The sequence below is a fragment of the Shewanella algidipiscicola genome, from assembly GCF_003605125.1.
In the GTDB taxonomy this organism is placed as follows: Bacteria; Pseudomonadota; Gammaproteobacteria; order Enterobacterales; family Shewanellaceae; genus Shewanella; species Shewanella algidipiscicola.
In genome coordinates this window covers 17,411-43,968 of the sequence record NZ_QPQT01000008.1, presented here as the reverse complement: position 1 = coordinate 43,968, position 26,558 = coordinate 17,411, and the positions used below count along the sequence as shown (strand labels likewise).

Genomic DNA, 26,558 nt, shown 5'->3' with positions numbered 1-26,558 from the left:
CATTAACCAAACGGCTTAATGCAGGACCCAAGCTGACTTTTACCACCAGTGGTAGGAGTCGGCTTTTTACTTAAGGAGGTTATATGGCGTTACCTTTACAAATTGAAACAGTAAGGCCATATCTTAATGGCCAATGGCTTCAAGTATTAGCGGCATTGGTGCCAGAACTTGATGCCGCTATTGCTCGAAAAGGCCGTCATGTGGCTTGTCCTGTTCATGGCGGTCGTGATGGCTTTAGGCTGTTCAAAGATGCTGAATATACCGGTGGTGGCGTTTGTAATACCTGCGGTATCTTTCATGATGGCTTTGAACTGTTGTCTTGGATTAATGGGTGGAACTTTGCTCAGTCTATTGAAGCAATTGGCCAAGTTCTTGGTATTCAACCCGGACAAATACAAGCACCTTCTCGGGCAATAACGCGTAACGCTGTTGATTGGAAGGCTAGAAAGCAGGACGAGGACAAAGCGATTATCCATCGCTTGAATCAAACCTGGGGAGAAACGCTATCTCTTGCAGATACTCGTGCGCAACCAGTTTGGAACTACTTGCATCGTCGTGGCATTGTTACCCGGCTTCGTCCTGAATGGGATTCGGTGCTGAGGTTTCATCCAAACTTGCCTTACCATGATGAAGATGGTCTGTTTATCGATAGCTACCCAGCGCTGCTAGGTAAAATCGTTACGCAGCAAGGGCGTTCGGCCACGTTCCATCGGATCTACCTAAGTGAAGATGGATTCAAAGCGCCGGTTGAAAAGCCTAAAAAGATGATGCCCATACCAAGTTACAGAACAATCACTGGTGGTGCCATTCCTATAGGTGAGCCTGGTGAAGTACTAGGTGTTTCTGAAGGTATAGAAACGGCCCTAGCGGTAACCAGAGCAACGGGGCAAACATGTTGGTCGGTTGTGAATGCAACGCTACTGGCTAGGTTTGAACCACCAAGTAATGTGAAAATGCTGTACATCTGGGCAGATCACGATCTCTCTGAGACCGGCCTGAAGGCAGCGAATGAACTCAAGAAAAAAGCCTGGCAAAAAGGCATTCTGACACAAGTGTTGATCCCTCCGATACCAACGTCACTTGGCGTGAAAAGTTGGGATTGGAATGATGTGCTGAATGTTTACGGTGTCATGGGCTTTCCTAAAGTTCATATCTGATCCAAGGGGCTTCGGCCCCTTTTTTTGCGCCTTGCATATTTGAAAAAACATGGAGAATGAAAAATAGATAACCAATAGGAGAAACAAACATGATGGTATTAACCCTGTTAACAAAGCAGATTGATGGTGAGTTTACGGTTTACTGGAAGACCGGCCTTCGAAGAGGTGGTGAGCTAAAGGTCGATTTAGGTGAGCAATACGACAAGCTACCTGAGCAGCAAAAGCCAATTGCAGCTGAGCTTTATGCTATTCATCACCTACTGTCAGTGAAAGAGGTGATGGGGAGTAACCGAGGCGGTAATGGGCTTCAAATCCGAGTCAGTAAAGGAGCTATCAAAAAGTTACAGAAACAACGCTCAACTCAGCATTCACTTTACAGCCTGACCAGGTTCTTGCTCACCCGTTACCAAGAAGCACAGATCTCGGTAGAGAAGCGGGACGATTGGCTTTCACATTCCTTCGAAGAATACAGCGTCGATAATGCTACAGTGAGAGAAATCGATGAGGTCATCAACGTTCCGAACATTGGACCTGTCGTGGTGACTCGTCATGCGCTTGAAAGATTCGTAGAACGGCTTTCAGACGGTGTACCTAAGCATCCTTGGAAGGCTTTGTGCACAAAGCTGTTATGTTCTGCGCTAACTAAAGCCGAGTTACCAGAAAGCGTCGCTACTAAAAAAGCAAAAAAATATGCACAAGAGGCCGAATTCTGGCAGCACGTGGAGAGCAAGATGTACTTTGTTATGATTACGGGTGACTCAATGAAGACATTGGTTACGGTTTTTGCAGTAAAGTAAGCTAATGTAGTATTCGCACTTTATGAATATTACTTATGTGCCAGAAGCGGATATTACAATGTGCAGGTATTAAAGTCCGCTATTAGTCGTTAGCAGAACTTTAGTGTAAGGGCGATGAGCAGCGCAGCGGGTTATGGTCCCAGTATTCGGTGTAAATTATCTTGGCCGGTTTCAATATTATGCTGTAAAAATCATGGTAACAACAGAGTTTAAAATTAATCACTCATAGATAGTAATTTTTTGGTAATAGGTTTGCCAGACCTCACGCTAGTACAACCGAATAGGTATTACGACCACGTTGTTTACTTAAATACAGCTGCTGGTCTGCCAGTTCTATAATATTACTATCGTAGCCTTTCGCTTCATCGGCGACGGCAATGCCAACACTGATGCTCAGTTTGGTGGCGGGAGTTTGGGGGTGTGCGATATCTAATTCCAATACATGATGCAGCATCTTTTTTGCCACGGTTACTGCGCCATTTATATCGGTATCGGCTAGCAACACTACAAATTCTTCACCTCCATAGCGGGCGACCATGTCAGCCTGTCGCACGCTATGCTTTAGGGCACTGGCCACTTTACGTAAAGCATCATCTCCTGCTAAGTGGCCAAACGTATCGTTATATTTCTTAAAGTAGTCGATATCAATCATCAATACTGCAAGAGGACTCAGTTTACGTCTATGTTGGGCAAGTTGGATTGATAAAACGTTATCAAAATAGCGGCGGTTATAAATACCGGTTAACCCATCCAGATAAGCGAGAGAACGCAGTAAGTCAGCTTGTCTTTTCAGGGCTAAGTGAGCCTTTACCCGGTTACGTAATGTATTTGTATTAAATGGCTTTTGAATAAAATCGACGCCACCTGCATCCCAGCAGGCATCTTCATCCGTTTGATACTGCAAGCCTGTGACGAATATGACCGGGATATCTGCCAGTTGTTTATCGGCTTTTAATTGCCTGCATGTTTCTAATCCATCCTGCTCAGGCATTACTACATCTAACAAAATGAGATCAGGCCGACTGTCGTGGCAAACTTTTATTGCCTGTTTGCCGCTTGTGGCCATCAGAATATTGTACTCGTTGCCTAAAACCTGAAAGACAATCTGAATATTAATAGGTTGATCATCGACAACTAAAATGGTTGCAGGGAATTGGCTGATAGCCACATTTGGTATAGTGTCAGCTGACATATAAACTACTCTTTGAATTGACTTAACATTTTATCAACTATCACGACTGCTTGCTCAAAAGTCAAGTTGACTAGAGCCTCTTCAAGCTCTTTATTTAGTTCAGGTGTTTGAGCCTGCAGTGACGGTGCCAATTGCTGATAAAGTGGCAACGCTGCCATGTTGGCAAGATTGAGATGTTGCTTTAGCGTCATTAACTGAGCTGCCTGTTCCGTCCGGCTAACAGGGGCTTGTGCGGTAGCTATTTGCTGTTCCACTTGTAATAATTTCACCAAGTCTGTAGCGGTGTTAAGAGTTAACTTCAGTATATCCAGAACGTTGTTATCTACCTGATAACCGTCATCACTGTGCTCACGCAGCTCATCTTCCAAGCGGGCAGTAAGCTTTGCCAGATTGCTAAAGCCAAGTGTGCCTGCAGCACCTTTTAAACTATGAAACAACAATCGTGCATTACGACGGGTAAGTGTTTTATCCTCTAGTTGTTGTAATGCTTGCCTAAGGTCCTGCTCAAATTGCTTTAATACATTGACATAAATCGTCAGGGAATAACCAAGGCGCTGAACAGCAGCTTCGAGTTCAATATGATGCTGCTGGCAGAACGCTAACGCTGCCTGATCAAAATTCAGGTTTGATTTATTAACTTGTTTGACGTGAGGTGCTTTTTCTGCTTTATGATGGCTGAGAATTTTGGTCGTCAACTCGTTAAGATCAAAAGGTTTTGCGATGTGGTCTTGCATACCTGCTGCCAGGCAAGCGGCTATATCATCAGACATGGCGTGCGCTGTAATAGCAATAATCGGCAGCAACTGATGTCTAGGTAGCTTTCTAATCTCACGAGTGGTTTGATAGCCATCCATTCCCGGCATTTGTATGTCCATCAGTACCATATCAAAGTGCTCTGCCGTACTTTCCAGCATCTCTAACGCTTCCTCACCGCTGCTAGCAATTTTGATGGTCGCCCCTAGTTGCTGCAGTAACTCACTGGCAACCAGCTGGTTCGTCAAATTATCTTCTACCAGCAGTAAGGATATTCCCTGCAATAGCAGCTCGTGCGGGAGGGGGGAGGTCGGGAGCGACAGGTCGAGATCGCCAAAAACAACACTCTTTACTGCCTGTAACATCATATTTTTTGTAACAGGTTTAATTAAAAATCCATCCAGATAGCGCTCATAATCGTTATTTTGCTCATCGAGCAGTTCTTTTCCATGAGCGGTAATCATTACAATCAGTGAAACCACGCTACTATGCAATTCCCGTAGCTCGCGAGCGAAGGTTAGGCCATCTTTACCCGGCATACGCCAGTCTACGAAAACGACATCATAGCGAGTACTATCGCGGTGGGCTTGCTTGACTAATAGTGACGCCTCTTGCGCATCGGACGCAATCTTTGCCTGCCATCCCAACGAGACCGCAATACCTTGTAAAATTATTCGCGCACTGTCGTTGTCATCGACAATCAACACGCTCAACTTTTCATTACTACGAGTAAACGTTTGAGAGTTTTGGATCGCCCTCTTCTCCGCATTGCGTACGACGACGTTAAAGCTAAAGGTACTTCCACAACCAAATTCACTCTCTACGCCGATTTCACCACCCATCAAATTCACCAAGCGCTTACTGATGGCTAAACCTAAACCTGTCCCGCCATAGCGACGACTTATTGAAGAATCTGCTTGTTGAAAACCGGAAAAAAGAGCGTTCTGTTGCTCCAGCGTGATACCGATCCCAGTATCTTTAATACTGAAAGACAAGTTAATCTCGCCCTCTGGCAGTGATTGAGACCTAATTGAGATGAGTATTTCACCCTTATCAGTAAATTTTATGGCATTGCCAACCAGATTTATCAGGACTTGTTTAATACGGAAACTATCACCTAACAAATGCTCAGGCACATCCGCTGTGACATCGTATAGCACTTCCAATCCTTTTTGCTCTGCACTAGATGAAAAAACAAGGCCGATATCCTGCAGCAAATCCGTCAAACTAAATGGATGCGGGTCTAGCTCCAACTTACCGGCTTCAATTTTTGAGAAATCCAGAATATCATTTAACAAGGTAAGCAAAGACTTAGCTGCACTATAGGCTTTTTCTATATAGTCGGCCTGGCGTTGATCCAGCGTGCTGTTGGCTACCAATTGTAATAATCCCAGAACTCCATTCATCGGCGTGCGGATTTCGTGGCTCATATTTGCCAAAAACTCAGATTTTGCTTTATTAGCAGACTCAGCTTGTTCTTTTGCTTGTGCCAGTTCCGCTTCGTATTTAAGTTGTTTAGTTAAATCAAACGCGATACCAAGAAAGCCTGCTAGCTGACCTTGCTCATCTTTTAGTGCACTGACATTTAGTTTTACTTGCACCTGTTCACCGGTTTTTGTCAGGTAGGTCCAGCGCGCATTATCCGTTTGCCCCAGACGCGCTTTCGCTACAAGGGTTTCAAAACCGACCGCGATGTTGCTACCGAGCTCAGTGGTCAGCTTAGCGGCATGGTGCTCCACTTCTGCGGGCAGATGAAAAATAGACGGGGTTTGTTGGAAAAGGACCTCCTCTGCGCGATAGCCTAAGAGTTTTTCTGCTGCTGGATTAAAGGCCGTAATAATGCCTTCTTCATCGGTAGCGATAATGGCGTAGCCCGCGCTGCTAAGAATACTGCGCTGCAAGATATTAACACGTGAAATCTCCGCCGTTCGCAGTGCGACCTGCTGTTCAAGCTCAGCATTCACTTTTAGTAAAGTTTGCTCTGCAATACTTGCCAGCTCCTGCTTATGACGGATTAACTGACTTCTGCGCATTAACATAAGTTGCAGTAGATACACGCCAAAGGCCAGGATGGTACTGACTGCCATTACTTCAAAAAATAAGCTGGTGCCAGAGCGCAGTTGCAGTTCATTAATAAAGCGATTGGTTGGCGTAAGCGACAGCTGCCATTGGCGGCCAAATACAGAGAGATTTAATTTATGTTGTAGAGCAGCGTCGTAAGTGTCTTTCACTTCTTGGCTGAAGAACTCGATTGGCGTTTGTTCGGTAATGTCACTGATTTGCAGAAAGACATCGTTTTCCAGACCTGCAACTGAATTAAGGACTTCGTTAATCAGGATTGGGGCGTAACTCCAGCCAAATAAATGATCAAGCCGTTGCTGACGGCCTTCTGGCACGATGACAGTTTTATATACTGGCATTAATATTAAAAAACCTTGCTGAATTTGCTCATTTGCTTGTACCAAGGTAATGGGTGCCGTTAACCTGACATCATTATTTATCGCCGCATCTAATGCCGCTTTGCGGCGCATTGCTTCGGAGCCAATATCAAGCCCCACGGCCTCACGATTGTTTTGCTTAGGTTCAATATAGGTGATCACAAAAAGGCTATCTTGGTGTGGCGTTAGCTGCCTGAATTTGAAGTTGTAGTCTGGCCGCTCTGCAGCCATGTGGTCTAAAAATGCCGCAGTCTGGTTTGGTTCAACTTTGATGATTAAACCAAAACCACGAGCGCCAGGAAACTCACTTTTATAGTCTCGCACTTGTGCATAGGTTTGCATATCATGATAATTAAAACTCTCTGGCGTGCGTGACATCACAGCACCACGAGTGCCACGTAAACCGTACTGATATAGCGTGACTTTTTCCCGAACCCCTTCTGCAATCAGATCTAATCTGGCAGTAACCGCATCACTAATTCGCTTTGCTTGGGTTTGTTGTTGCTGATCTACCATGGATGTTGCCACAAAGTAGCCAATAACTAATAACCCTAACGGTAGCCATAATGACATTAACCAACTGCGTAATGAAAATTTGGGAACAGAGATAAGTGACTTCATTTAATGCTCAGGAGGTTCCGATTGATATAAAAAGGGTAGGGCCGATAATTTAGATGGAAAACCAAAATCAAATTCAGAAACAATCCAGCAACTGATTTGCCTGTAGGACTCGCTCATTATGAAACAGTCGCACCAGCGCGCCGTGTTTTTAAAACAAGTTGAGCCAACCAGTAAATTAGAAACTTATTAAAAATATCACTCTAAGCTCAAAAAGCAAAACTTTCAAGTTGCATTGAGCTTATGTCGATATGAATAGTCATATTTAATCTACAGAGCAAGGACAAATTAGCGCCCCCTAACATTGTCAATCCAACTTAATTGCGTGATCTACGGAAATCAATAGAAGCAGATCGCTTTGAAGATGATTGTTGTAGTAAAAAGTTAGCTTGCCTTACTGAGAAGCACGATCCGAGTGACAATCAACTCGACGAATGGATGCTGGACACTGTGGTTGAGACACATGCCATTTTGCGGTTACAAGTCCGTCCAACTTCAGGCGTTAATGTCCGCTCTATCAAGCAAAGCATACTTTCGCATGAGTACTATGATGCGGAGAGAAATTTCTGCTTTTCGCTCAAAGCGGTCCAATCATAAATTTGGCTCGTTAAAATTAGCTGTTGTTACTGGTCACAACAGCTAGTCAGAAAAACACACGATTCATTCATCTATCTGGCCAATCGCTCTTACCGGGATCATTAGCATGTTAGCTCTATGAAATTTTCTGGAGCTGACAATGAGAACCCCCTTGTTCCCTTGGTTCATCCTATGGGTGACCATCCCAATCATTATTTTCTTGCTATTCATCTTGCCCGCCCATGCCAGTGATGGACCATTCTATCAGCGTGGTCAGGAAGGCTGGTTTTGGTATCAGGTTATTCCTGAACCTGAGCAGCCTGATGAGCTGATAGAGCCGGAAACTGGTGTCGTGGAGTCCAGTCAGAGCGAACTAAAGCCCTTCAGTGCCGCATGGTTCCGAGAGCATATGCAATCGTTCATGGACAAGGCAATTGATGAGCCGACGAATGAGAACGTCAGGGCTTATCTGTATCTTCAGCGCGTCATGATGGATAAGGGTTCACAGTTTGCTGATGTTAGTCAGCAGGTGGTCATGGGCGATCCTGTTTTGGATGAAATCAGTCGCAGACCCTTGGCGACCTATGCTGCCAATCGGATGGATCGAGAAGCTGGCGCTCAACGCGATGTAGCTTTAGGTGAAGTAGCAAAACGGGCTGGCTTGTTCTTCTTCTATCGTTCGGATTGCCCTTACTGCCACGCTCAAGCGCCTATCATCGAATCCATGGCTTTGAACTACGGTTTCGAGGTGTTTGCTATTGCTGTCGATGGCATGCCTTTACCGGGTGGAGAGTTTCCCAATTACAAAGTCGATTCAGGACAAGCACAATCCTTGTCCGTTACGACTGTCCCTGCCGTGTTCTTAGTTGATCCGCCTAATGTCATCACTCCGATTGGCCAAGGCGCAATGAGCCTTGATGAGCTCAATAATCGAATCATTCTTGCAGCCCATCAAGCCGGTTGGATTGACGATCAAACTTACTATGCCACTAGACCTGTTCAGCCCGGCGTGTCACTCGCGATGTCAGCCCAAGAGCTTAACGAGAAGATATTGCAGGATCCTGAGTTCCTTGTTCGCTATCTGCGTGCACAAGGAGGGTTATAACGATGAAAAAAGTATTACGAGTATCGCTAATCGCCTTTGCGATTGGTTTTTCGTCTATGAGCCAAGCAAGCTTGCAACAGGAGATGAATCAGTTATTTGGTTCAATGACCAACAGCACTGCGCCTGGTGTATTCGAGAGTCAGCGGCGTGGCGTTATATCTGGCGGAAGTGTTGTTGTTCGTAACAGGATCATGAACGAGAACCTCGTCTCTATGGTGCCTCCGTCATTCCAAGCCGGTTGTGGCGGCATTGATATGTTCGCTGGAAGTTTGTCATTTGTTAACGCGGATCAGTTTGTTCAATTACTTCGCTCTGTCGCTGCAAACGCCAAGGGGTACGCATTCCAATTGGCGCTCAGTGCTATGTGTGAGAAATGCTCCCAGCACATGGAGACACTGCAAAAGAAAATCCAGCAGTTGAACGAATATTTTGGCAATTCCTGTCAAATGGCTCAGGGAGTCGTGAACGATACTCTGGCTGCTTTTGGTAAGAAGGGGCAAACAGAAGCCAGCATGTTGAGCTCTCTCAAAGGGGCTGGAGACGTTTTTACCAGTTGGAGTGAGTCCAACGGTAAGAACCCTTATGAGAATGCTTCAAGTGTCGCGGCATCTGATGTGAACAAAACGATCAAAGGTAACTTGGTCTGGCGAGCACTGAAACGTCACTCGGCATCAAGCTGGTTTGCATCGGGGGATGACCGTTTTCTTGAAGCGGTTATGTCCGTGACGGGCTCGATCATCGTTGGTGATTTAGCGAATGCGGCTGATGGTCAAGGTAAAGCCCCAAAACTGACCAGACTGAATGGCAATAAAGTGACTATTGAGCATCTAATTCATGGCGGTAACGTCGCTATGTACCGATGTGACACAGTGACACAAGACGGCTGTCTAAATCCGACAATCACTAACGTGACCCTGACCGGGTTATCAACCCAAGTAGAAAATTTACTTCTTGGTACAGGTTCTAGTAACGGCATTATTTTTAAATTTGCTCGAAATACAGGGGCTGCTAGCACCACCGAAAAGGCTTTTATGACCTCGGCTCCCGCGAGCATTGGCGGCATGATTCGAACACTTTCTGCATTAAATGAAGGGGCCGCTAGGTCTTTTGCTTCACGAGCAGCACCATTTATTGCAGTTGAGATGGCCCGGGCATTGGTTGAAGACATGCTCAACGCAGCTAGAAGCACATCTGGTGTGGAAGATCATGCCTATGCGAAGTTGTTAACCGAAGACCTTGAACGTGCACGTCGCCAAATCAATGAGGAGTACGCTGCGTTGCAGCGAAGATACGGCTCAGAGCAAGAATTGCTGGCGCATTTTAACCAGGTGATTCAGACCATTCGCAAACAGCGTTATTACACCGTTAAATCTACGGCGCTGGGGGAATAGGTCATGTGGGAAATCTATTCCATCGGGGATTCGGCTTTTTTAGAGCAGGTCCTGAACGCTGTCGCGATGATCACTGGTACAGGCGATTTTACTTCAATGGTTCGGATTGGCTTGCTCATTGGGGTATTGATGGTCTCTGTTCAGGCCTTAATGCAAGGCGGTCGTGGGATTAACTTTCAACACGTTTTAGTCTCATGGCTAGTCTTTGCAACCATGTTTGGACCCAGTACCCGAGTGAGCATTGAGGATGCGTACACGGGACAAGTTCGAGTGGTTGATAATGTGCCCATCGGTGTTGCTGCCGCAGGCAGTACGATTTCGACTGTCGGCTTTCAAATCACGCGATTGTTTGAAACGGCGTTCTCAACTCCCGCCATGACGGAATACGGCTTTGCATCCAGTTTACAGTCACTGATTAAAGTGAGAAAACAGGTGATGGATCGCTCGGGGTTGGGTGATGCAAATCGTGTCGGCGGCTCGGACATCGAGCAATCGTGGTTTAACTACATCAAAGAGTGCACCTTGATTGGTATCGACATTGGCCAAAAGAACCTCGATCAGGTGCTGAGTGATCCTAACCCGATGACTGCGATTAGGTTTGATTCGCGCATTTATGGCACGCGCATCATGCTCAGTGGTAGCAGTAGCGATCTTGACTGCACCGATGCCTATAGCCAGCTGAAACTCATGACAGAATCAACCTTCATTCCAAGGCTTAAACAGGTTCTGTCAGCCTCATTGGGAACTTCGTCAGCCACTGACACTAATGACGTGATCCGAAATGCACTGAATAACCTTGGTTTGGCTTCGGTTAACACCCAAGAGTACATGACCGCGTCAGTGCTTTTGCCTATTTATGAGCAAAGCGTGACGGGCAAGTATATGGATGATCAAGCTTTCACCGCAGCCGTTATGGTTAACCAAGCGATTGAGCAGCGCAATACGCAATGGGCGGCGGAGCAGACTCTGTTCCAAAGTATTGTTCGTCCGATGATGACGTTTTTTGAGGGTTTCATTTACGCCATCACCCCTTTGATGGCCTTTGTGATAGCCCTTGGCCAAATCGGGATGCGAATGGCTGGGAAGTACTTGTTAATCCTGCTTTGGATTCAACTTTGGATGCCTGTCATGGCCATCATTAACCTGTATATTCATTTAACCGTTGCAGGGAAAATGTCGGCTCTTGATGCCTTTGCAGGTACAGAAGTGCCATCTTTTGCTGGGATGATGCAGATGGATTCAGTGCTGCAAACCTGGATAGCTACTGGCGGCATGTTGGCGTCGAGTGTTCCGGCGATTTCGCTCATGCTCGTGTATGGCTCAGCAATAACTGCAACCCACTTGGCTGGACGTCTTCAAAACGGTGATGCCATTGATGAAAAGATGGCAAGTCCAGATGTCGCGAAAAATGCCCCGGTAATGCAATCACAGTCAATGTTCCAAAATTCAGCCCTCACTGGTTCTGCTATGACCGGCGCGTCAAACCTACTAAGCAGTTTCTCTGTCGGAAACGCAGTGGGTTCAATGGTCGGCTCTGCAAAAGAATCCATGACTCAGGCAACCCAAGCCTTTAGTCGTCAGGTTGGGAATACTATGAGTCGAACTTTTGGTGAAAAGCTAAGTTACGACAACCTGTCTTCGGTTGGACGTCAGATCGGCTCATCTAACTCCGCATCTAGCGCCGTTGTTAATCAGGTTACTGATGACCTGCAAACTCGGTATGGTTTTGGAGACGATAAAAAAGATGCTGTACGTGGCTTGGTATCTGGCGCGTTATCGGGAGGCTTAAGGGTCGGTGGCGATGGAACCATTACAAATACCGATGATAAAGAAGTAGCAGATAAAGGGTTCTTGGGAAGATTACTTGGTACAGGGGGGAATGACTCCCCACAGGGCAACTTACCAGGAGTCGATAAGCCTGACTCATCTCGTGTACCAAAAATATCACGGTTACGAGCAGGCTTGGATTTAGGTGGTAACTTTAGTGGCCAAGTTGAGTCATCAGAAGGCAGTTCTCGATCTACGACCGCAAATACGCTCACAGGGGAGATGCAAAGCTTGGCATCAAGTGATTCACGACGTGCTGAGTATCGCGATGCAATGGTTAAGGACCTTTCAGATTCAAGACGTTCTGGCGTTGAGATGTCCTTGTCTAACCAAGACTATCAGTCTCTTCAGAGTTCAGCACAAGACGTTGTCACGGCATCAAACCGCTTTAGTGAGCTTGATCAGGCCAGCTACAGTCTATCAGGACAAAGAAATACTGATGGTGCGACGTTAACCCGATTAGCGGCGGATAATCCTGAAGTCATGGATTATTTAGGTCGCTATATGAACCAGCATGTTGAAGCCGGTAACCGATTACGTGAAAACCTTCCAATGTATCAGCGCTTGTTACCTGATGATAATCAGGCGTATGTGGCCGCAGCTATGGAGTCTTTAACCTATAGCAATTCTTCAACGCCCGCTGAACGGGACAATGATTATCAAGCAGCAATGACTGTTATGGCCATGGCTACCGGAGCCGATTTACGATCAATTCAGCCGCGCTCAAATGAAGGCTTGTCATCAACTGCACCTACTTTTGGTGGTACTCAAAGCCAAGTTGAATCGGGTGTATTGGGCGGCTACGAGGATGCAGCAACAGTTCAAACTCAGTTCAACGCAGCTCAATCGGCTTACCAAACCAATCTGTCTGGTATAGATGGACAGTTGAATGCGCATCAGCAGCAAGCTCAGCAGGCCGTAGCTACTGACACAAGTACCTATCAATCTGAACTAAACAGTGAAGCTGGATCTCAGTGGCGATCACGCATTATGGCTGATGATAGCGGAGTTTCTGGTGCTGAAATGTTCTTCAACAGCGCCAGTGCTATTGGTGATTTCAGTGGCAAGCATACTGATGCAGCTCTGCATACCTTGAATCACTTTGGCGAAGACTATGAGAGTTACAAAGAACAAGCGCTTGAAGATCCTGGCTCACGAGGTTTCTTGCACAACGCTACTGTGGCCAGCAAATCAACCTGGGATGGCTTAAAAGCCGCCGTTGATGCAGGAACCTCTTTGGAAAACCCATTGACGGCGTTTAATGATGCATACAGTGGATCGAGTACGCAGTATGCCTCCGAAGTAAACTGGGGCACTAAGTCTGAAGCCATGTTGGCGGGGGCATTCGGTGCGGCAGTTAACAATCGATATGGTGAGTTTCTAGAGCAGTATGCTGATGATTTTAAACAGGAAGCATACAGCGAAGGGCAGAGAATGGGATTGACCCCGATTCAAAGTCAAGTTTTCGCTCAAGCTTTCAATGAAGGTTTGGCGGGGCGCGTATTCAACTCTGAAGACTCATCGAGTTGGTCGCCTGAAATGCTTGGCCTAAGGGAGCAAATGCTAAATGAGTATCGTCAAAAGGATGAGAGTGGCGCTTACATCTCTGACAGTGTGTCTGAAGAAGATAAAGCATTTGTGGATAAGCAGATAGCGGTGATCTCAAATGCATCCCTTGCGGGAGATTATGCTCAGAACAACTTGATTGATATTAGGGCCTATAACCAGGCATCAGGAAGGAACTAGAAATAGAAGGTAGCCAGCGTGATAGGCTGGCTACTTTTTTGGTTTTTTGGGGAGAATAGATGAGCGACCATCTGCAAATTCGTTTACCCAGTACCAATATTTTTTTTCGCTCAGGCTTAGTTCTCGACCGGTATCTTTCAGTTGCCTTTGAAACAAACGGATTAGACCGCTTAAGCCTAAGAAAGCTAAGCCGACACAGAAAATTGTCCAACTCGCTTGCCAATATGCGATTGCTAAAAACATAGTGGTGATGGCTATAAGGCCGATGGGGTTGCAGGTCGCTTTGAATCCCAAGTAGCTGAGAAAAACGACGGTGCAGAACAGAAATGGCAGAGCCGCTAACTTGGCAGATGACGTTAATATTTCTGATGGAAAAAAATGAGCCGCAGCCAAAGTCGCCAGAAAAAGCCCCAGTGATATAACCCAGCAGCGTGCTGGTAAAGATTTAAGTAAGTTTGTCATCTTAGTACTCTCAAAGTGCACGGGCGGTGCACAATCAAATCATGTATCAGCATGTTAGTTCTCAAAAAGTGCTCTAGTGGTTTGCTCGGCCATAATTTCGCACACAGGACATTTAAGCTGAATGCGCTGTTGAGATACCGTCAAATACAGACTACCGCATCGACACCGGTGTAAGGATGCAAGCTGTGATCTTAAATCACGAGCTAGAACCCAACCTTCATTGATGGTTAGTTTTTTCCAGGGGATCTCAGCTGGAAGATCTGCTTCTTTTCTTGCAACCAAGTACGCATCGTAAGCCTTCATCAAAGCATCAATATTTAATTGCTTGTAGACATTGTCACCACCAATATTGACATAAAGCGCCATCAGCAGGGAGCCTTCAACCAAGGCTCTTCTACTTTTAACGATGGCATCAGATTCTGGCAATTGACCAGGACAAGGTGACTTGCCAGTCACTTCTTTGTGGAGCCTTCTGATAATGTGGATTGGCAAACCTGTATCGAGCGCGATAATGGTTGTTCGAAATCCGTATTTAATAAGCAGCGAGGCTCGGGTAAACAGCTCACTTTTGGACAGGTTATCAATCATGCATCCCCCTTGTTGTTTAAGGTTGATAATAAATAAGCGATTCTTGGGATACCTGTGCCTTTGCTCTTCACCATCTCAATCAGTTGGCTCTGGTTTCCCCTTGGTTGAAACAGCATGAATGATGAGGTCGCCACTCGTTGCAGGTCGTCAACACCAGCATTAATCAGTGCATCAACCACATCGCGTGTAAGTCCAAAGCGCAAGACAGCCTCTTGCGGATCAATTCGCGCTAATTCTCGTGCTGCGTGTAGGTACGCCAAATTTAATTGATAGAAGTCTTGTTGATTGGTTGTCATTGACGGACCTCCAGTTCATGTAAAATATTGCGATAAATAGAAAGCACTCTTTGTCCATACCAGCGTGCACGCTCTTCGTTCCAACTGTGATAGCGGCCTATGCCAAGCTCTAAATCGTTTGGTGAAGACTTGATTGCTTCGGCCAAAATACTGGAGCCGACAGTAAGGTTGGTGATGGGGTCTAGCAGTTCAGCTGCTGAGCTCACTCGATGCCCATGCCAATGCAAATTGATTTGCATAAGGCCAATATCGAGCTGGTATTTTTCACTCTCTTGCAGTGCTTGGTTTAACAGTTGCTTCGCTTCTGTCTGAGATTTGGCGTAAGTTGCATTTGAACCATTGCGAATTGCGTATGGCCATGGACTGGTCATGTTGAGACCGCGATGTGAGGCAGACTCAGCCAAGGCAACGGCGTAGAGCATGACTGGATCAATACCAACGCTTTGTGCTGCTTTTTCCCACTGATAGCCCGGAAACGCATAGACTGAAGTGCTTGCGGACATGGCTATCGCTAGGGCAATCGTTTTTGCTTTAATCGTTTTCATTTTTGTCCTCTAATTCATTTCCGAGAAGCGCTTGAATGGCTTTCGGGCTTATTCTTTTTAAAGGCACTGCGCTAAAGTCGGCGATGCCTCTCGTATAAACTTGTGCCGCTTTTGACCAGTCGCCCACGGCAACCGGCGCTTGCATATCAAATCCTTTTTGCTGGTTCTGATGGTCTGCAATACCCTGTAATAGCCTTGGGTATTCACCCACTTCGTCCCGGAGCAAGTAAGCCTGGTAGCGTGCTAAAAACTCTTTTTGCTTAAAGGGGTATTCCCTGTCGTCAACCTTGCAGAGTTCAACCCATCCCCCCATGTCTGAAATAACGCGGTGAATAAACGCATCGTCAAACATCACGGATGTCCAAGCGCCAACCTGACGAACAGCCTTGTCAACTTTGTTCCAAGCAACCATGGCTCTTGAGCCAGAGTTGCCATCGATATGCTTGATGACGTCAGCGGGCTTTGGAAAAAATTGCCCAGTATCCGGGGATTGAATATGCCGAGTCAGACCGATTCGCACTTCTTCAATGCTGTAAGCACGAAGGGCTTCAAATGCGATGGATAGCAATTGCGGTGATACGCTTTTGCCATACATGGCCCAAGCTGCTCCCCAAACTTCAGCAAACTCGCGTTTATCAACCTCCTGCACTTGAACGAACCTCCCGAATACCTGGTCCGGCCCAGCTTTCAGCAATGCGGCGATTGCTTTCTTCAATATTCAATTGGTGATTGCTGCCCTTTAGGCTCGTCGATGATTGCTGTACTTCATTAATGCGAACGTACTCGTCTTCCCATTGCCGGTTTAAAAGCCAGTTATGTGGCATAGGGGTCTTAGTCCGGTCTTGATACTGCAATCGGTTGTCTCGTTGCTCTTTCCAGCGTGTTAGCACTTCCAAGGCGAGTTCATGGTCTTCATTGAGGCCCATGCGTAGCCATTCTTCTTTGGCTTTCGCTTTTTTTTCTTTGCGTATTTGTACATCCCAGAAGTCTTCAAACTGTATCTGGTCAACAGTTTTAACTGTTGGTTTATTGCTTCCCTCAGAGTCATCCGACCGTTGAGAGTCCCTTACCGGGTTGCCATCAGGCATAAACAATGATGAAAATTCTTCTGGAAGCCGAGCTTGAAAAGCGGCAAGAGATTTCAAAAGCGATGCCATACCAACGAAGTCGGCAGGTACATCTTTAAGCAACCGAAAGGCTGCCTTACCTTGGTTTGGGTTTTCGATTGGGTTGTGCTTCAGAAAGCTTCGAATCAAAGTCCAACCAGATCCCTCGCAACGAATCAGGAACTGATCTTGTTCTAACTCACTTAACGCCTTGGCAACCTGTTGCTCATCCCAGTTCAAGTCAGAAGCAACGTAACCAATCGGCAGTCGAAAGCAGCCAAGCAAATTACAATGTGGGCATGTAAGCAAATACAGTCCTAGCAACTTCGCAGAGTCACTCCAGGACAAAACGTTTTGCTTTAGCCAAAAGCGGGTATAGACCTTGCCATAATCACGCATGGAGGTACTCGCTTCTGTGTTTACGTAAAATGCTGACCATTACTTGCCCTTAATCCTACTGGTTACTGGCTTTCAGCTCGCTTGGGCATTCGGGGTAGATGTCCGGTCTTAACTGAGATCGGGTTACCTGTCCTTGCGTAGCTTGTTCGATGGGTAAAACGAATTCAGCGGGAACACGCCCTGATTTATTCAACCAAAACCAGACGTTTTGCTGTTTTGAGTTGATGGCTCGCGCTAATGCTGATTGCCCGCCGACCAAGTCAATGGCACGGCGGAGATGTTTTTGTGTCGTGTTGAACACTTCCATACCGTCTCCTGTTACAATAAAAACTGTTACAAGATTGAATGTTACAGTTTAAACTGTAGATAAGTCAACAGTTAAAATTGTTGAAAGGCTACAGTTTTATTTGTAGAATACGGGCTTATGAAAACTTTATCCGAACGACTAAACCATGCCTTGCAGCTTACTGGGGTGACTCAGTCTGAGTTGGCTCGTCGCATTGGTATCAAACAGCAGTCGATCAGCCAGATTTGCTCTGGTAAATCGGCTAGGTCTCGTTACACCATGCAGATCGCGGAGGCGCTTCGCGTGAATGCTCATTGGCTCGCCACAGGTGATGGCGAGATTGGCTTGGGGGTCGGTAATGTAGAAGTCGGGCCTGATATTAAGGGAAGAATTCCTCTCATTAACTGGGTTCAGGCCGGTGATTGGACTGAAATAGCGGAGGGATTTGCCCATGAAGATGCTGAGGAGTGGCGTGAAGTCACTGGGAAAGCACATGAGGGTTGTTTCGCACTTCGCGTAAAAGGCGACAGTATGGAAAATCCAAGCGGAAAAAAATCCATACCTGAGGGGGCAGTGATCGTTGTTGATCCTGAGTTACCTTACTCTTCAGGTTCATTGGTTGTTGCGCGTTTGGATGATTCGAAAGAAGCAACCTTTAAGCAGTTGGTTATTGATGGTGAACAGAAGTATCTAAAACCTTTGAACCCGCAATACCCTGCAATACCGATCAACGGCAACTGCACCATCATCGGTGTAGTACGACAAGCTATCATCGATTTTTGGTAGCGATGGAATTTGTGGTTTAGCCACAGTTGTTCATGAGCTGAAGAAGCAACGATTGCAAACAGCTACAACTGAGCATTGGCGCACGCTGAGAGTAAATGGTAACCGATTAGATAACCATTGATTGTTTATAAAGTCAAGATCAGCGAAAATAGCGGCCAATTACGATTAACACGACGGATTTGACAAGCGAAGAACTGAAAAGAGAGTACTTCCAAAAGTGTGTACAAATCCGTGTACAAACTAAAAGAATTTATACATGGCAAACCAAGATTTTCTCAATGAAATCAATAAGCGAAGGACCTTTGCTATCATCTCTCACCCCGATGCCGGTAAGACTACCATTACTGAAAAGGTATTGCTGTTCGGCAACGCTTTGCAAAAAGCCGGTACGGTAAAAGGCAAAAAATCAGGCCAGCATGCTAAATCAGACTGGATGGAAATGGAAAAAGATCGTGGTATTTCCATTACCACCTCTGTGATGCAATTTCCTTATCGTGACGCCTTGGTTAACCTGCTTGATACCCCAGGTCACGAAGACTTTTCGGAAGATACTTACCGTACATTGACCGCCGTTGACTCTTGTTTGATGGTGATCGATTCGGCTAAAGGTGTTGAGCAACGTACCATCAAATTAATGGAAGTGACGCGTCTACGTGACACGCCGATTGTCACCTTCATGAACAAGCTCGACCGTGATATTCGAGATCCGATTGAGTTGATGGACGAAGTCGAAGATGTACTCAATATTGCTTGCGCCCCGATCACTTGGCCCATTGGCGCAGGTAAAGAGTTTAAAGGGGTCTATCACCTGTTGCGTGATGAGGTGATCCTGTATCAAAATGGTATGGGACATACGATTCAAGATTCACAGATCATTAAAGGGTTAAATAATCCTGAGCTAGACCAAGCCATTGGCAGCTATGCGCAAGAGATCCGTGATGAGATGGAGCTCGTTTTAGGCGCCTCTAATGAGTTTGATTTAGATGCTTTTCTAAAAGGTGAACTGACTCCGGTTTTCTTTGGTACCGCATTGGGTAACTTTGGTGTTGACCATATTCTTGACGGTATCGTGCAATGGGCACCGCGTCCACAAGCGCGCGAAACCGATGTCAGAGTCATGGAGCCTGAAGAGCCAAAGTTCAGTGGTTTTGTGTTTAAGATTCAAGCCAACATGGACCCTAAACATCGTGACCGTGTGGCCTTTATGCGTATCTGTACTGGACGTTACGAGCAAGGCATGAAGATGCACCATGTGCGTATAGGTAAAGATGTTAATGTCAGTGATGCTTTGACCTTTATGGCAGGAGATCGTAATCGCGCCGAGGCGGCTTATCCTGGCGACATCATAGGCTTGCATAACCACGGTACGATTCGAATCGGTGATACCTTTACTCAAGGTGATAAATTTCGCTATACCGGTATCCCTAATTTTGCCCCAGAAATGTTCCGCCGAATTCGTTTAAAAGATCCATTAAAACAAAAGCAACTGCTAAAAGGCTTAGTGCAGCTGTCAGAAGAGGGGGCCGTACAGGTGTTTAGACCCTTAGACACTAACGATTTAATCGTCGGCGCTGTCGGTGTGCTGCAGTTTGAGGTGGTTGTACAGCGCTTAAAAAGTGAATACAAAGTGGAAGCTATTTACGAAGCGATCAGCGTAGCAACGGCTCGCTGGGTTTATTGTGACGATCACAAAAAGCTGGATGACTTTAAGCGCAAGTGCAGTAATAACTTAGCACTCGATGGTGGCGATAACTTAACCTATATCGCACCGACTATGGTTAATCTCAACTTGTCGATGGAGCGTTATCCAGATATTGAGTTTGCCAAAACACGCGAAAACTAAGATTTAATCAAGCTTGTCTCTATAGCATTACGCTCAGCATTGCAGATAAAAAAAGCAGATCCGTCTGCTTTTTTTGTGTCTAAAATAGAGTGGTTTTAGTCGTGTCATTTAACCCCCTTATTGTAAGCATGCTCATTTTGTAAGCATGCTCGTTGCGAGAGCCGTTAAATGAAATGTACATGGTGGCAAACCTACATTGCTTGGTGCGATCGCATGGGATTTACCGAAAATAGCCAGCGATGTTGTGCGTGCCATACTGGCTGAGCAGGGTTTAATAACGCGCGTTCGGCGCAGAAAGCTCAAGTACAAGGTGTCACTTCATCCAAGCTGATGTTTGATGACATTGAATCATCAGCCAAGTGTTCATCGCATGACAGCCATTAGAAGGGGGGGCTCGTATGGTCAGTCGTATTACTTTTAACGCTAAGGCACCAGTGATGCCCGTTATTGACAGCCATATCCACCTAGATTTTGATTTGTTTGATGCAAAGCGTGACATATTAATGTTGCACATGCAGCGACTGGGTTTAGTGCATGCAGTGATCCCCGGAGTATCTGCTGCCCATTGGGCTAAGCAACGCGCCGTAGCGAAGCAATATGATTGCAGTTATGCCTTAGGCATTCATCCTTGGTATTGCGATGAGCAATGGCCTAGTGACATAGTTCAACTTGAACAATTACTGATAAAAAACAAGCAAGACAAACGCTTAGTGGCGATTGGTGAATGTGGCCTCGATGGTGGATATCGTGACACGTGGGATATGCAAATTCACTGTTTCGAGGCGCAGTTAAGTTTGGCGCAGCGTTTTGACTTGCCAGTAATAATTCACAGTGTCAAAGCTCATAATGAAGTATTGCATTTACTTAAGCGTTATCCATTAAACAAAGCGGGAGTGATCCATGGCTTTTATGGCAGTACTCAATTGGCGCAGCAGTATCTCGATTGTGGTATGAAGCTGGGGATCGGCCATCTACTATTAAACAAAACGGCCAAAAAGCTACGAGAGTCCATTGTCAATCTGCCCTTAGCATCTTTAGTGGTTGAGACCGATCTGGCTCTTGCTTTACAGCAGGAAAAACCAGATGTTGACGATAATATCAGCGAATCTAACTTAATGTTGCATTTATTGATCGCAGAAATTGCAATGTTGCAGAAAAAATCTCGCGTTCTAGTTTCAGAACAAGTGTTTCGAAATACCCTGCAACTCTTTGACCTCTAATTTGATTTTTAAAAAACAGATGTGGGGCGCATCAAATTTATGGTCTAACGTATTGAAATAAAACTTCAAAAACTTGATCAAAACGACGATTTTAGCCAATCGCTCGGGTATAATCTGATGTTGAAAAAAGGTTGGTTAACAACATAATTAAAAATTATTAACAATAGGGTGATGGTTAATGGATATTTTAATGAGCTTGGTAGGGGTGGTCACCCTACTTGCAATAGGTTTTTTGTTATCAAATAACAAAAAAGCTATTAACTTCCGCACTGTGTTTGGCGCGCTGGCTATTCAGGCGTTTTTCGCAGGTTTCGTGTTATATGTTCCAGTCGGTAAAGATATTCTTCAAACAGTCTCTGATGGCGTATCAAGCGTTATTAGTTACGCACAAGACGGTATCAGCTTCCTTTTCGGCGATTTAGCTAACTTCAAAGTTGGTTTCATCTTCGCGGTTAACGTGCTACCGGTTATCGTATTCTTCTCTTCACTTATCGCCGTACTTTACTACCTTGGCATCATGCAGTGGATCATCCGTATTATCGGTGGTGCGCTACAAAAAGCCTTGGGTACTAGCCGTACTGAATCTATGTCTGCGACAGCCAATATCTTCGTTGGTCAAACTGAAGCGCCACTTGTGGTTCGTCCGTTTATCGCGACAATGACGCAATCTGAGCTGTTTGCCATCATGGTCGGTGGTTTAGCCTCAATCGCGGGTTCGGTCTTAGCCGGTTACGCGCAGATGGGTGTACCTATCCAGTACCTTGTTGCTGCATCTTTCATGGCAGCTCCAGGTGGCCTATTAATGGCTAAGCTGATGCATCCAGAAACCGAGAAAACGGTTAATGAAATGGATGAGCTTCCAGACGATCCTGATAAGCCAGCTAACGTATTAGATGCTGCTGCTGCAGGTGCTTCATCGGGTATGCATTTAGCATTAAACGTGGGGGCTATGCTACTTGCTTTCGTGGGGCTGATTGCCATGCTTAACGGCATCATTGGTGGTGTAACGGGTCTGTTTGGTTTAGAGGGTATCACTCTAGAGCTAATTTTAGGCTATGTGTTTATGCCACTTGCATTCCTTATCGGTGTACCTTGGAACGAGGCTTTAGTTGCCGGTTCTTTCATCGGTCAAAAGATTGTGGTTAACGAATTCGTTGCTTACCTCAATTTTGCTCCATATCTGAAAGATGTGGCTGATGGCGGTCTATTAGTTGAAGCAACGAATGCTGTGATGACGGATAGAACTAAAGCTATCATCTCGTTCGCACTGTGTGGCTTCGCTAACTTATCTTCAATCGCTATTTTACTTGGTGGTCTAGGTTCAATGGCGCCAAGCCGTCGTCACGACCTTGCTAAGCTAGGTTTCCGTGCGGTGATTGCAGGTTCATTAGCAAACTTGATGAGTGCGACGCTTGCGGGTCTATTCCTAGCGTTATAAGTCTCAGGTAATTTCTTGGGGGATGCCCCTGAATGATGACTCTGCCCAGCAGGGCAGAGTCAAAGTTAACTACACCATTTTTCACAACAAGCAAAACAGCGTTATTAATTAACACTGTACTAGCTAATCATGTGTCTGTAGCTACAGATTTATGAGGGTGCTAGACCAACGAACTCAGGTAAGTCAGCTTGTAAATAGGGTCAATATTTACAAGCGTTGACCAATCATTGCAGTTTGTTTTTATGTTAGAAAATTGTGTTCGCATTTTTACGTTAATTGTATTGTTATTTAGTACCGTTTGGGTAAAATGCGGCGCGAAACAAAAAGAAGCACTGACTCTTTAAGAGCAGTAAAACCATAAAATAATGGGGTTGATGATGAAAAACGTTAAAACTTTAGCTTTAGCTGCTACAGCGGTAGCTGCGATGTCAGGTACAGCGTTTGCAGCTGATCGCTCAGACCTACACGGTAGCGATTACAAGTGGATGCAGTTCAATGCGATGTATGCAATCGATGAGCATCCAATTGCACCAGGTGCTGATGCTGAACATAACTACCTAGAGATGGAATTTGGTGGACGTTCTGGTGTAGTTGATCTTTATGGTTACGTTGATGTATTCAACCTAACTAACAGCAGTTCAGGTGACAAAGTAAACGGCGCGAGCAAAATGTTCATGAAGTTTGCTCCACGTTTCTCTATCGATGCTATCACTGGGTTAGACCTTTCTGCTGGCCCTATCCAAGAAGTATACTTCTCAACCCTATTTAACTGGGGCGGTGGTGGAATCGCTCAAGACGGAAGTGGCGATACTAACATGTCATTCTGGGGTGTTGGTGCTGACGTAATGGTGCCATGGTTGGGCAAAACTGGCATGAACCTGTATGCCACTTATGACTTCAATACCAAAGATTGGAATGGTTATCAGTTCTCTGCTAACTGGTTCAAGCCTTTCTACTTCTTCGAAAACAAGAGCTTCCTGTCATTCCAAGGTTATGTTGATTACCAATTTGGTGCTGATGAAGTTAAAGCTTATGATGACGCTGGTAAGTACGTAAACACAACATTTACTTCTAGCGGTGGTAATGTGTTCTTCGGCCTATACTGGCACTCTGAGCGCTACGCGCTTGGTTATGGTCTAAAAGGCTTTAAAGATGTTTATTTACTTAAAGATAACGGAACATTTGGCCTAGAATCAACAGGTTGGGGTCACTACCTCAGCGCAACTTACAAGTTCTAAGAATAGAATAAGTAAGTATTTGGAGCCGCGTTGGCGGCTCCAAATTATTATCTTCCAAATGGAGCTTCATCTCACGAGATAGGTTAATTTTTACTTAAGCATGAACTATATTGATAGAGCTTGTTTAGATAAAGGTTAGTCGTTTTACGCGCTAAAATGGATTTTTCGCGGAAAGGCAGGAACACTACTCTACAGTGATAATAATTCGTTCCCCTTCCCGGTCTTCAAGGATTCAAGTCGTTACCTTGTTTCAGGATGGCTCGCAACATAGTGTGGGGCAATGAACTCCTGAATGTGTAAAACATATGCCATATTCCTGTAATGGGGATTGGCTTGTTTTATGCCAACGCTGAAGGCCCGGCCATAACAATAATCACAATTGCCAACTCTTAGGCGCTGTCATACGTCGATCTCTTTTTATTATTTTCAATTAATAAATTACGTCTCGGAGAGCTATTATGAGCGATTTAAAAAAAGCAGCACAACAAGCCATTCAATTAATGGACTTGACCACGTTAAATGACGACGATACCGATCAAAAAGTGATCGAGCTTTGTCATAAAGCGCAGACCCCTGCAGGCAATACCGCCGCCATTTGTATCTATCCTCGCTTCATTCCTATTGCGCGCAAAACCCTCAATGATATGGGCTGTGAAGAGATTAAAATCGCCACAGTGACTAATTTCCCTCATGGCAACGATGACATTGCTATTGCCGTACTCGAAACCCGCGCGGCAGTGGCTTATGGCGCCGATGAAGTGGATGTTGTGTTCCCTTACCGTGCGTTAATGGAAGGCAATGAAACCATAGGTTTTGAACTTGTTAAAGCCTGTAAAGAAGAGTGCGGTGATGATGTCTTACTAAAAGTCATTATCGAATCGGGTGTGTTACAAGATCCAGCATTAATTCGCCGTGCTTCAGAACTCTCTATCGATGCTGGCGCTGACTTTATCAAGACCTCAACAGGTAAAGTTGCAGTAAATGCTACCTTAGAAGCGGCTGAAATCATGATGACAGTGATCAGCGAAAAGAATCCTAAAGTGGGCTTTAAGCCTGCCGGTGGTGTTCGTGATGCAGCTGCCGCCGCCGAGTTCTTAGGCCTTGCTGCACGCATACTCGGTGATGATTGGGTCAGCCCTGCAACGTTCCGCTTTGGTGCATCGAGCCTACTTACTAACTTGCTGCATACTTTAGAGTTAGCCGACGCTCCTAAAGGGCCGCAAGGCTACTAATACTTAAGCTAAGGCTTAATCAGTTTAGTGAGTTAGCGTTTAAATTAAGTGTGATCTAAATCTAATTGAAGACGCCATTTCAGCCAGTGTTTTACCTTATCCGTAGACTGGCATGGCGTCTTATAAAAGAGCTTGTCGTTATTACATAGCATTAGCGGCAAACTTGGAGGCAGCACCATGTTTTTAGCACAAGAAATTATTCGTAAAAAACGTAATGGCGAAGCATTAACCACCGCAGAGATTCAGTTCTTCGTTAAAGGGATCACTGATAATAGTGTGTCAGAGGGGCAGATCGCGGCCCTAGGCATGGCGGTTTATTTTAATGACATGAATATGGATGAGCGTATTGCGCTCACCACGGCGATGCGTGACTCTGGTACCGTGCTTAATTGGGATAGTTTAGGGCTAAATGGTCCGATTATTGACAAACACAGTACCGGTGGTGTGGGTGATGTGATAAGCCTCATGCTTGGCCCCATGGCCGCTGCGTGTGGCGGTTATGTGCCTATGATATCTGGCCGAGGGCTTGGCCATACTGGTGGTACGCTAGATAAGTTTGATGCTATTCCGGGTTACCAAACTGAACCCGACAGTCAGCTGTTTCGGCAGGTGGTTAAAGACGTCGGCGTTGCCATTATTGGTCAAACGGGTGACCTAGTCCCTGCCGATAAGCGCTTCTATTCTATCAGGGATAATACCGCCACGGTTGAATCTATCTCGCTTATTACCGCTTCTATCTTGTCGAAAAAACTGGCCTGCAGCCTTGATGCACTCGCGATGGATGTCAAAGTGGGCAGCGGCGCTTTCATGCCGACCTACGAAGCATCTGAAGCATTAGCACGTTCTATCACAGCTGTTGCCAATGGCGCAGGGACAAAGACCACTGCATTATTGACCGACATGAACCAAGTTTTGGCGTCCTGTGCGGGTAATGCCGTTGAGGTGAAAGAGGCGGTGGACTTCTTAACGGGCGCGTATCGTAATCCCCGTTTATATGCTGTCACTATGGGGCTGTGCGCCGAGATGTTGCAACTGGGTGGCCTAGCGGCCAACGAAGCCCAAGCGCGTGACATGCTTAATCGCGTCCTTGATAACGGTAAAGCCGCCGAAATCTTTGGCCGGATGATTTCGGGTCTTGGTGGTCCGAGTGACTTTATCGAAAACTACGCCAACTATCTGCCACACTCAGCCATTATTCGTCCTGTGTATGCTAACCGTAGCGGATTTGCTACGGCAATGGACACTCGCGAACTGGGTTTAGCTGTGGTGACCTTAGGTGGTGGACGGCGTAAACCTGGTGATAAACTCGATTACAGTGTCGGGTTAACCCAAGTCTGTGCATTAGGTGATGAAATCACCGCCGATAAACCCATAGCCATGATCCATGCACAATCGGAAGATGCATTTGATGCCGCAGCGCAGGCCGTACAAAATGCGATTCATATTGGCGATACCGCGCCAGAAAAAACACCAGAGATCTATCGTTACATTCGTCAATCTGATCTCTAGGAGAGTAAAC

General features: G+C 45.7%; 21 protein-coding genes. 12 read left to right on the top strand and 9 right to left on the bottom strand.

Features of this window, described 5'->3' with window-relative positions; all coding sequences use genetic code 11:
• Positions 1-83: 83 nt before the first annotated feature.
• Together DVO77_RS10110 and DVO77_RS10105 are read left to right on the top strand one after the other, a co-directional pair.
• Positions 84-1,157, top strand: a complete 1,074-nt coding sequence (locus tag DVO77_RS10110; RefSeq protein ID WP_119978265.1) for a DUF7146 domain-containing protein — start codon at positions 84-86, stop codon at positions 1,155-1,157.
• An 89-nt stretch (positions 1,158-1,246) separates the two neighbouring features.
• Positions 1,247-1,954, top strand: coding sequence for a hypothetical protein (locus DVO77_RS10105; RefSeq protein ID WP_119978264.1), 708 nt, complete (start codon positions 1,247-1,249; stop codon positions 1,952-1,954).
• 262 nt (positions 1,955-2,216) lie between these two features.
• Here DVO77_RS10105 and DVO77_RS10100 read toward each other — a convergent pair whose 3' ends face one another.
• Together DVO77_RS10100 and DVO77_RS10095 are read right to left on the bottom strand one after the other, a co-directional pair.
• Positions 2,217-3,146: a diguanylate cyclase gene (locus tag DVO77_RS10100; RefSeq protein ID WP_119978263.1), complete on the bottom strand. Its 930-nt coding sequence runs from the start codon at positions 3,144-3,146 to the stop codon at positions 2,217-2,219.
• Between the two features lie 5 nt (positions 3,147-3,151).
• Positions 3,152-6,958 (bottom strand): response regulator, encoded by a 3,807-nt coding sequence (locus DVO77_RS10095; RefSeq protein ID WP_119978262.1) that lies wholly within the window; start codon positions 6,956-6,958, stop codon positions 3,152-3,154.
• 733 nt (positions 6,959-7,691) lie between these two features.
• Between DVO77_RS10095 and DVO77_RS10090 the strand changes: the two genes are divergently transcribed.
• The 3 genes from DVO77_RS10090 to DVO77_RS10080 are packed head-to-tail and all read left to right on the top strand — an operon-like array spanning position 7,692 to position 13,600.
• Complete coding sequence (locus DVO77_RS10090; RefSeq protein ID WP_067206255.1) at positions 7,692-8,636, top strand: thioredoxin family protein; 945 nt, start codon at positions 7,692-7,694, stop codon at positions 8,634-8,636.
• A gap of 2 nt (positions 8,637-8,638) precedes the next feature.
• A complete protein-coding gene (locus tag DVO77_RS10085) occupies positions 8,639-10,027 on the top strand; it encodes a conjugal transfer protein TraH (protein WP_119978261.1) in 1,389 nt (462 codons plus the stop codon).
• Between the two features lie 3 nt (positions 10,028-10,030).
• Positions 10,031-13,600, top strand: a complete 3,570-nt coding sequence (locus tag DVO77_RS10080; protein ID WP_119978260.1) for a conjugal transfer protein TraG N-terminal domain-containing protein — start codon at positions 10,031-10,033, stop codon at positions 13,598-13,600.
• A gap of 30 nt (positions 13,601-13,630) precedes the next feature.
• Here the strand turns inward: DVO77_RS10080 and eexR are convergent, their stop codons facing one another.
• Genes eexR through DVO77_RS10045 form a run of 7 tightly spaced genes read right to left on the bottom strand, consistent with a single transcriptional unit; the run spans position 13,631 to position 17,303 of the window.
• The gene (gene eexR / locus DVO77_RS10075; RefSeq protein ID WP_119978259.1) at positions 13,631-14,062 is read right to left on the bottom strand and encodes an entry exclusion protein EexR; all 432 of its coding nucleotides are present in this window, start codon (positions 14,060-14,062) and stop codon (positions 13,631-13,633) included.
• Positions 14,063-14,116: 54 nt separating this feature from the next.
• A complete protein-coding gene (locus DVO77_RS10070) occupies positions 14,117-14,650 on the bottom strand; it encodes a FlhC family transcriptional regulator (RefSeq protein ID WP_000566755.1) in 534 nt (177 codons plus the stop codon).
• The gene (locus DVO77_RS10065) at positions 14,647-14,946 is read right to left on the bottom strand and encodes a flagellar transcriptional regulator FlhD (RefSeq protein WP_000210563.1); all 300 of its coding nucleotides are present in this window, start codon (positions 14,944-14,946) and stop codon (positions 14,647-14,649) included. The genes DVO77_RS10070 and DVO77_RS10065 overlap by 4 nt, the downstream gene beginning before the upstream one ends.
• Entirely contained in the window at positions 14,943-15,491 is a 549-nt protein-coding gene (locus DVO77_RS10060; RefSeq protein WP_119978258.1) for a lytic transglycosylase domain-containing protein, read from the bottom strand. Before DVO77_RS10060 ends, DVO77_RS10065 begins: the two co-directional genes overlap by 4 nt.
• Entirely contained in the window at positions 15,478-16,140 is a 663-nt protein-coding gene (locus DVO77_RS10055; protein WP_119978257.1) for a DUF6475 domain-containing protein, read from the bottom strand. Before DVO77_RS10055 ends, DVO77_RS10060 begins: the two co-directional genes overlap by 14 nt.
• The gene (locus tag DVO77_RS10050) at positions 16,127-16,996 is read right to left on the bottom strand and encodes a hypothetical protein (protein ID WP_119978256.1); all 870 of its coding nucleotides are present in this window, start codon (positions 16,994-16,996) and stop codon (positions 16,127-16,129) included. Before DVO77_RS10050 ends, DVO77_RS10055 begins: the two co-directional genes overlap by 14 nt.
• A 55-nt stretch (positions 16,997-17,051) precedes the next feature.
• Positions 17,052-17,303 carry a helix-turn-helix domain-containing protein gene (locus tag DVO77_RS10045; protein WP_000451746.1) on the bottom strand — a complete coding sequence of 84 codons (252 nt, stop codon included), beginning with the start codon at positions 17,301-17,303 and terminating at the stop codon, positions 17,052-17,054.
• Positions 17,304-17,420: 117 nt separating this feature from the next.
• Here DVO77_RS10045 and DVO77_RS10040 point away from each other — a divergent pair, with 117 nt between their 5' ends.
• From DVO77_RS10040 to deoA, 7 genes are all read left to right on the top strand, one after another.
• Positions 17,421-18,068 carry a LexA family protein gene (locus tag DVO77_RS10040; RefSeq protein ID WP_000854920.1) on the top strand — a complete coding sequence of 216 codons (648 nt, stop codon included), beginning with the start codon at positions 17,421-17,423 and terminating at the stop codon, positions 18,066-18,068.
• A 256-nt stretch (positions 18,069-18,324) separates the two neighbouring features.
• Positions 18,325-19,911, top strand: coding sequence for a peptide chain release factor 3 (gene prfC, locus DVO77_RS10035; protein WP_119978255.1), 1,587 nt, complete (start codon positions 18,325-18,327; stop codon positions 19,909-19,911).
• 398 nt (positions 19,912-20,309) lie between these two features.
• Positions 20,310-21,131 (top strand): TatD family hydrolase, encoded by an 822-nt coding sequence (locus tag DVO77_RS10030; RefSeq protein WP_119978254.1) that lies wholly within the window; start codon positions 20,310-20,312, stop codon positions 21,129-21,131.
• A 178-nt stretch (positions 21,132-21,309) separates the two neighbouring features.
• Complete coding sequence (locus DVO77_RS10025) at positions 21,310-22,569, top strand: NupC/NupG family nucleoside CNT transporter (RefSeq protein ID WP_119978253.1); 1,260 nt, start codon at positions 21,310-21,312, stop codon at positions 22,567-22,569.
• 377 nt (positions 22,570-22,946) lie between these two features.
• Complete coding sequence (locus DVO77_RS10020; RefSeq protein WP_119978252.1) at positions 22,947-23,807, top strand: nucleoside-specific channel-forming Tsx family protein; 861 nt, start codon at positions 22,947-22,949, stop codon at positions 23,805-23,807.
• A 458-nt stretch (positions 23,808-24,265) separates the two neighbouring features.
• Positions 24,266-25,039: a deoxyribose-phosphate aldolase gene (deoC, locus tag DVO77_RS10015; RefSeq protein WP_110458227.1), complete on the top strand. Its 774-nt coding sequence runs from the start codon at positions 24,266-24,268 to the stop codon at positions 25,037-25,039.
• 177 nt (positions 25,040-25,216) lie between these two features.
• Positions 25,217-26,548, top strand: coding sequence for a thymidine phosphorylase (deoA, locus tag DVO77_RS10010; RefSeq protein ID WP_110458226.1), 1,332 nt, complete (start codon positions 25,217-25,219; stop codon positions 26,546-26,548).
• Positions 26,549-26,558: the final 10 nt, after the last annotated feature.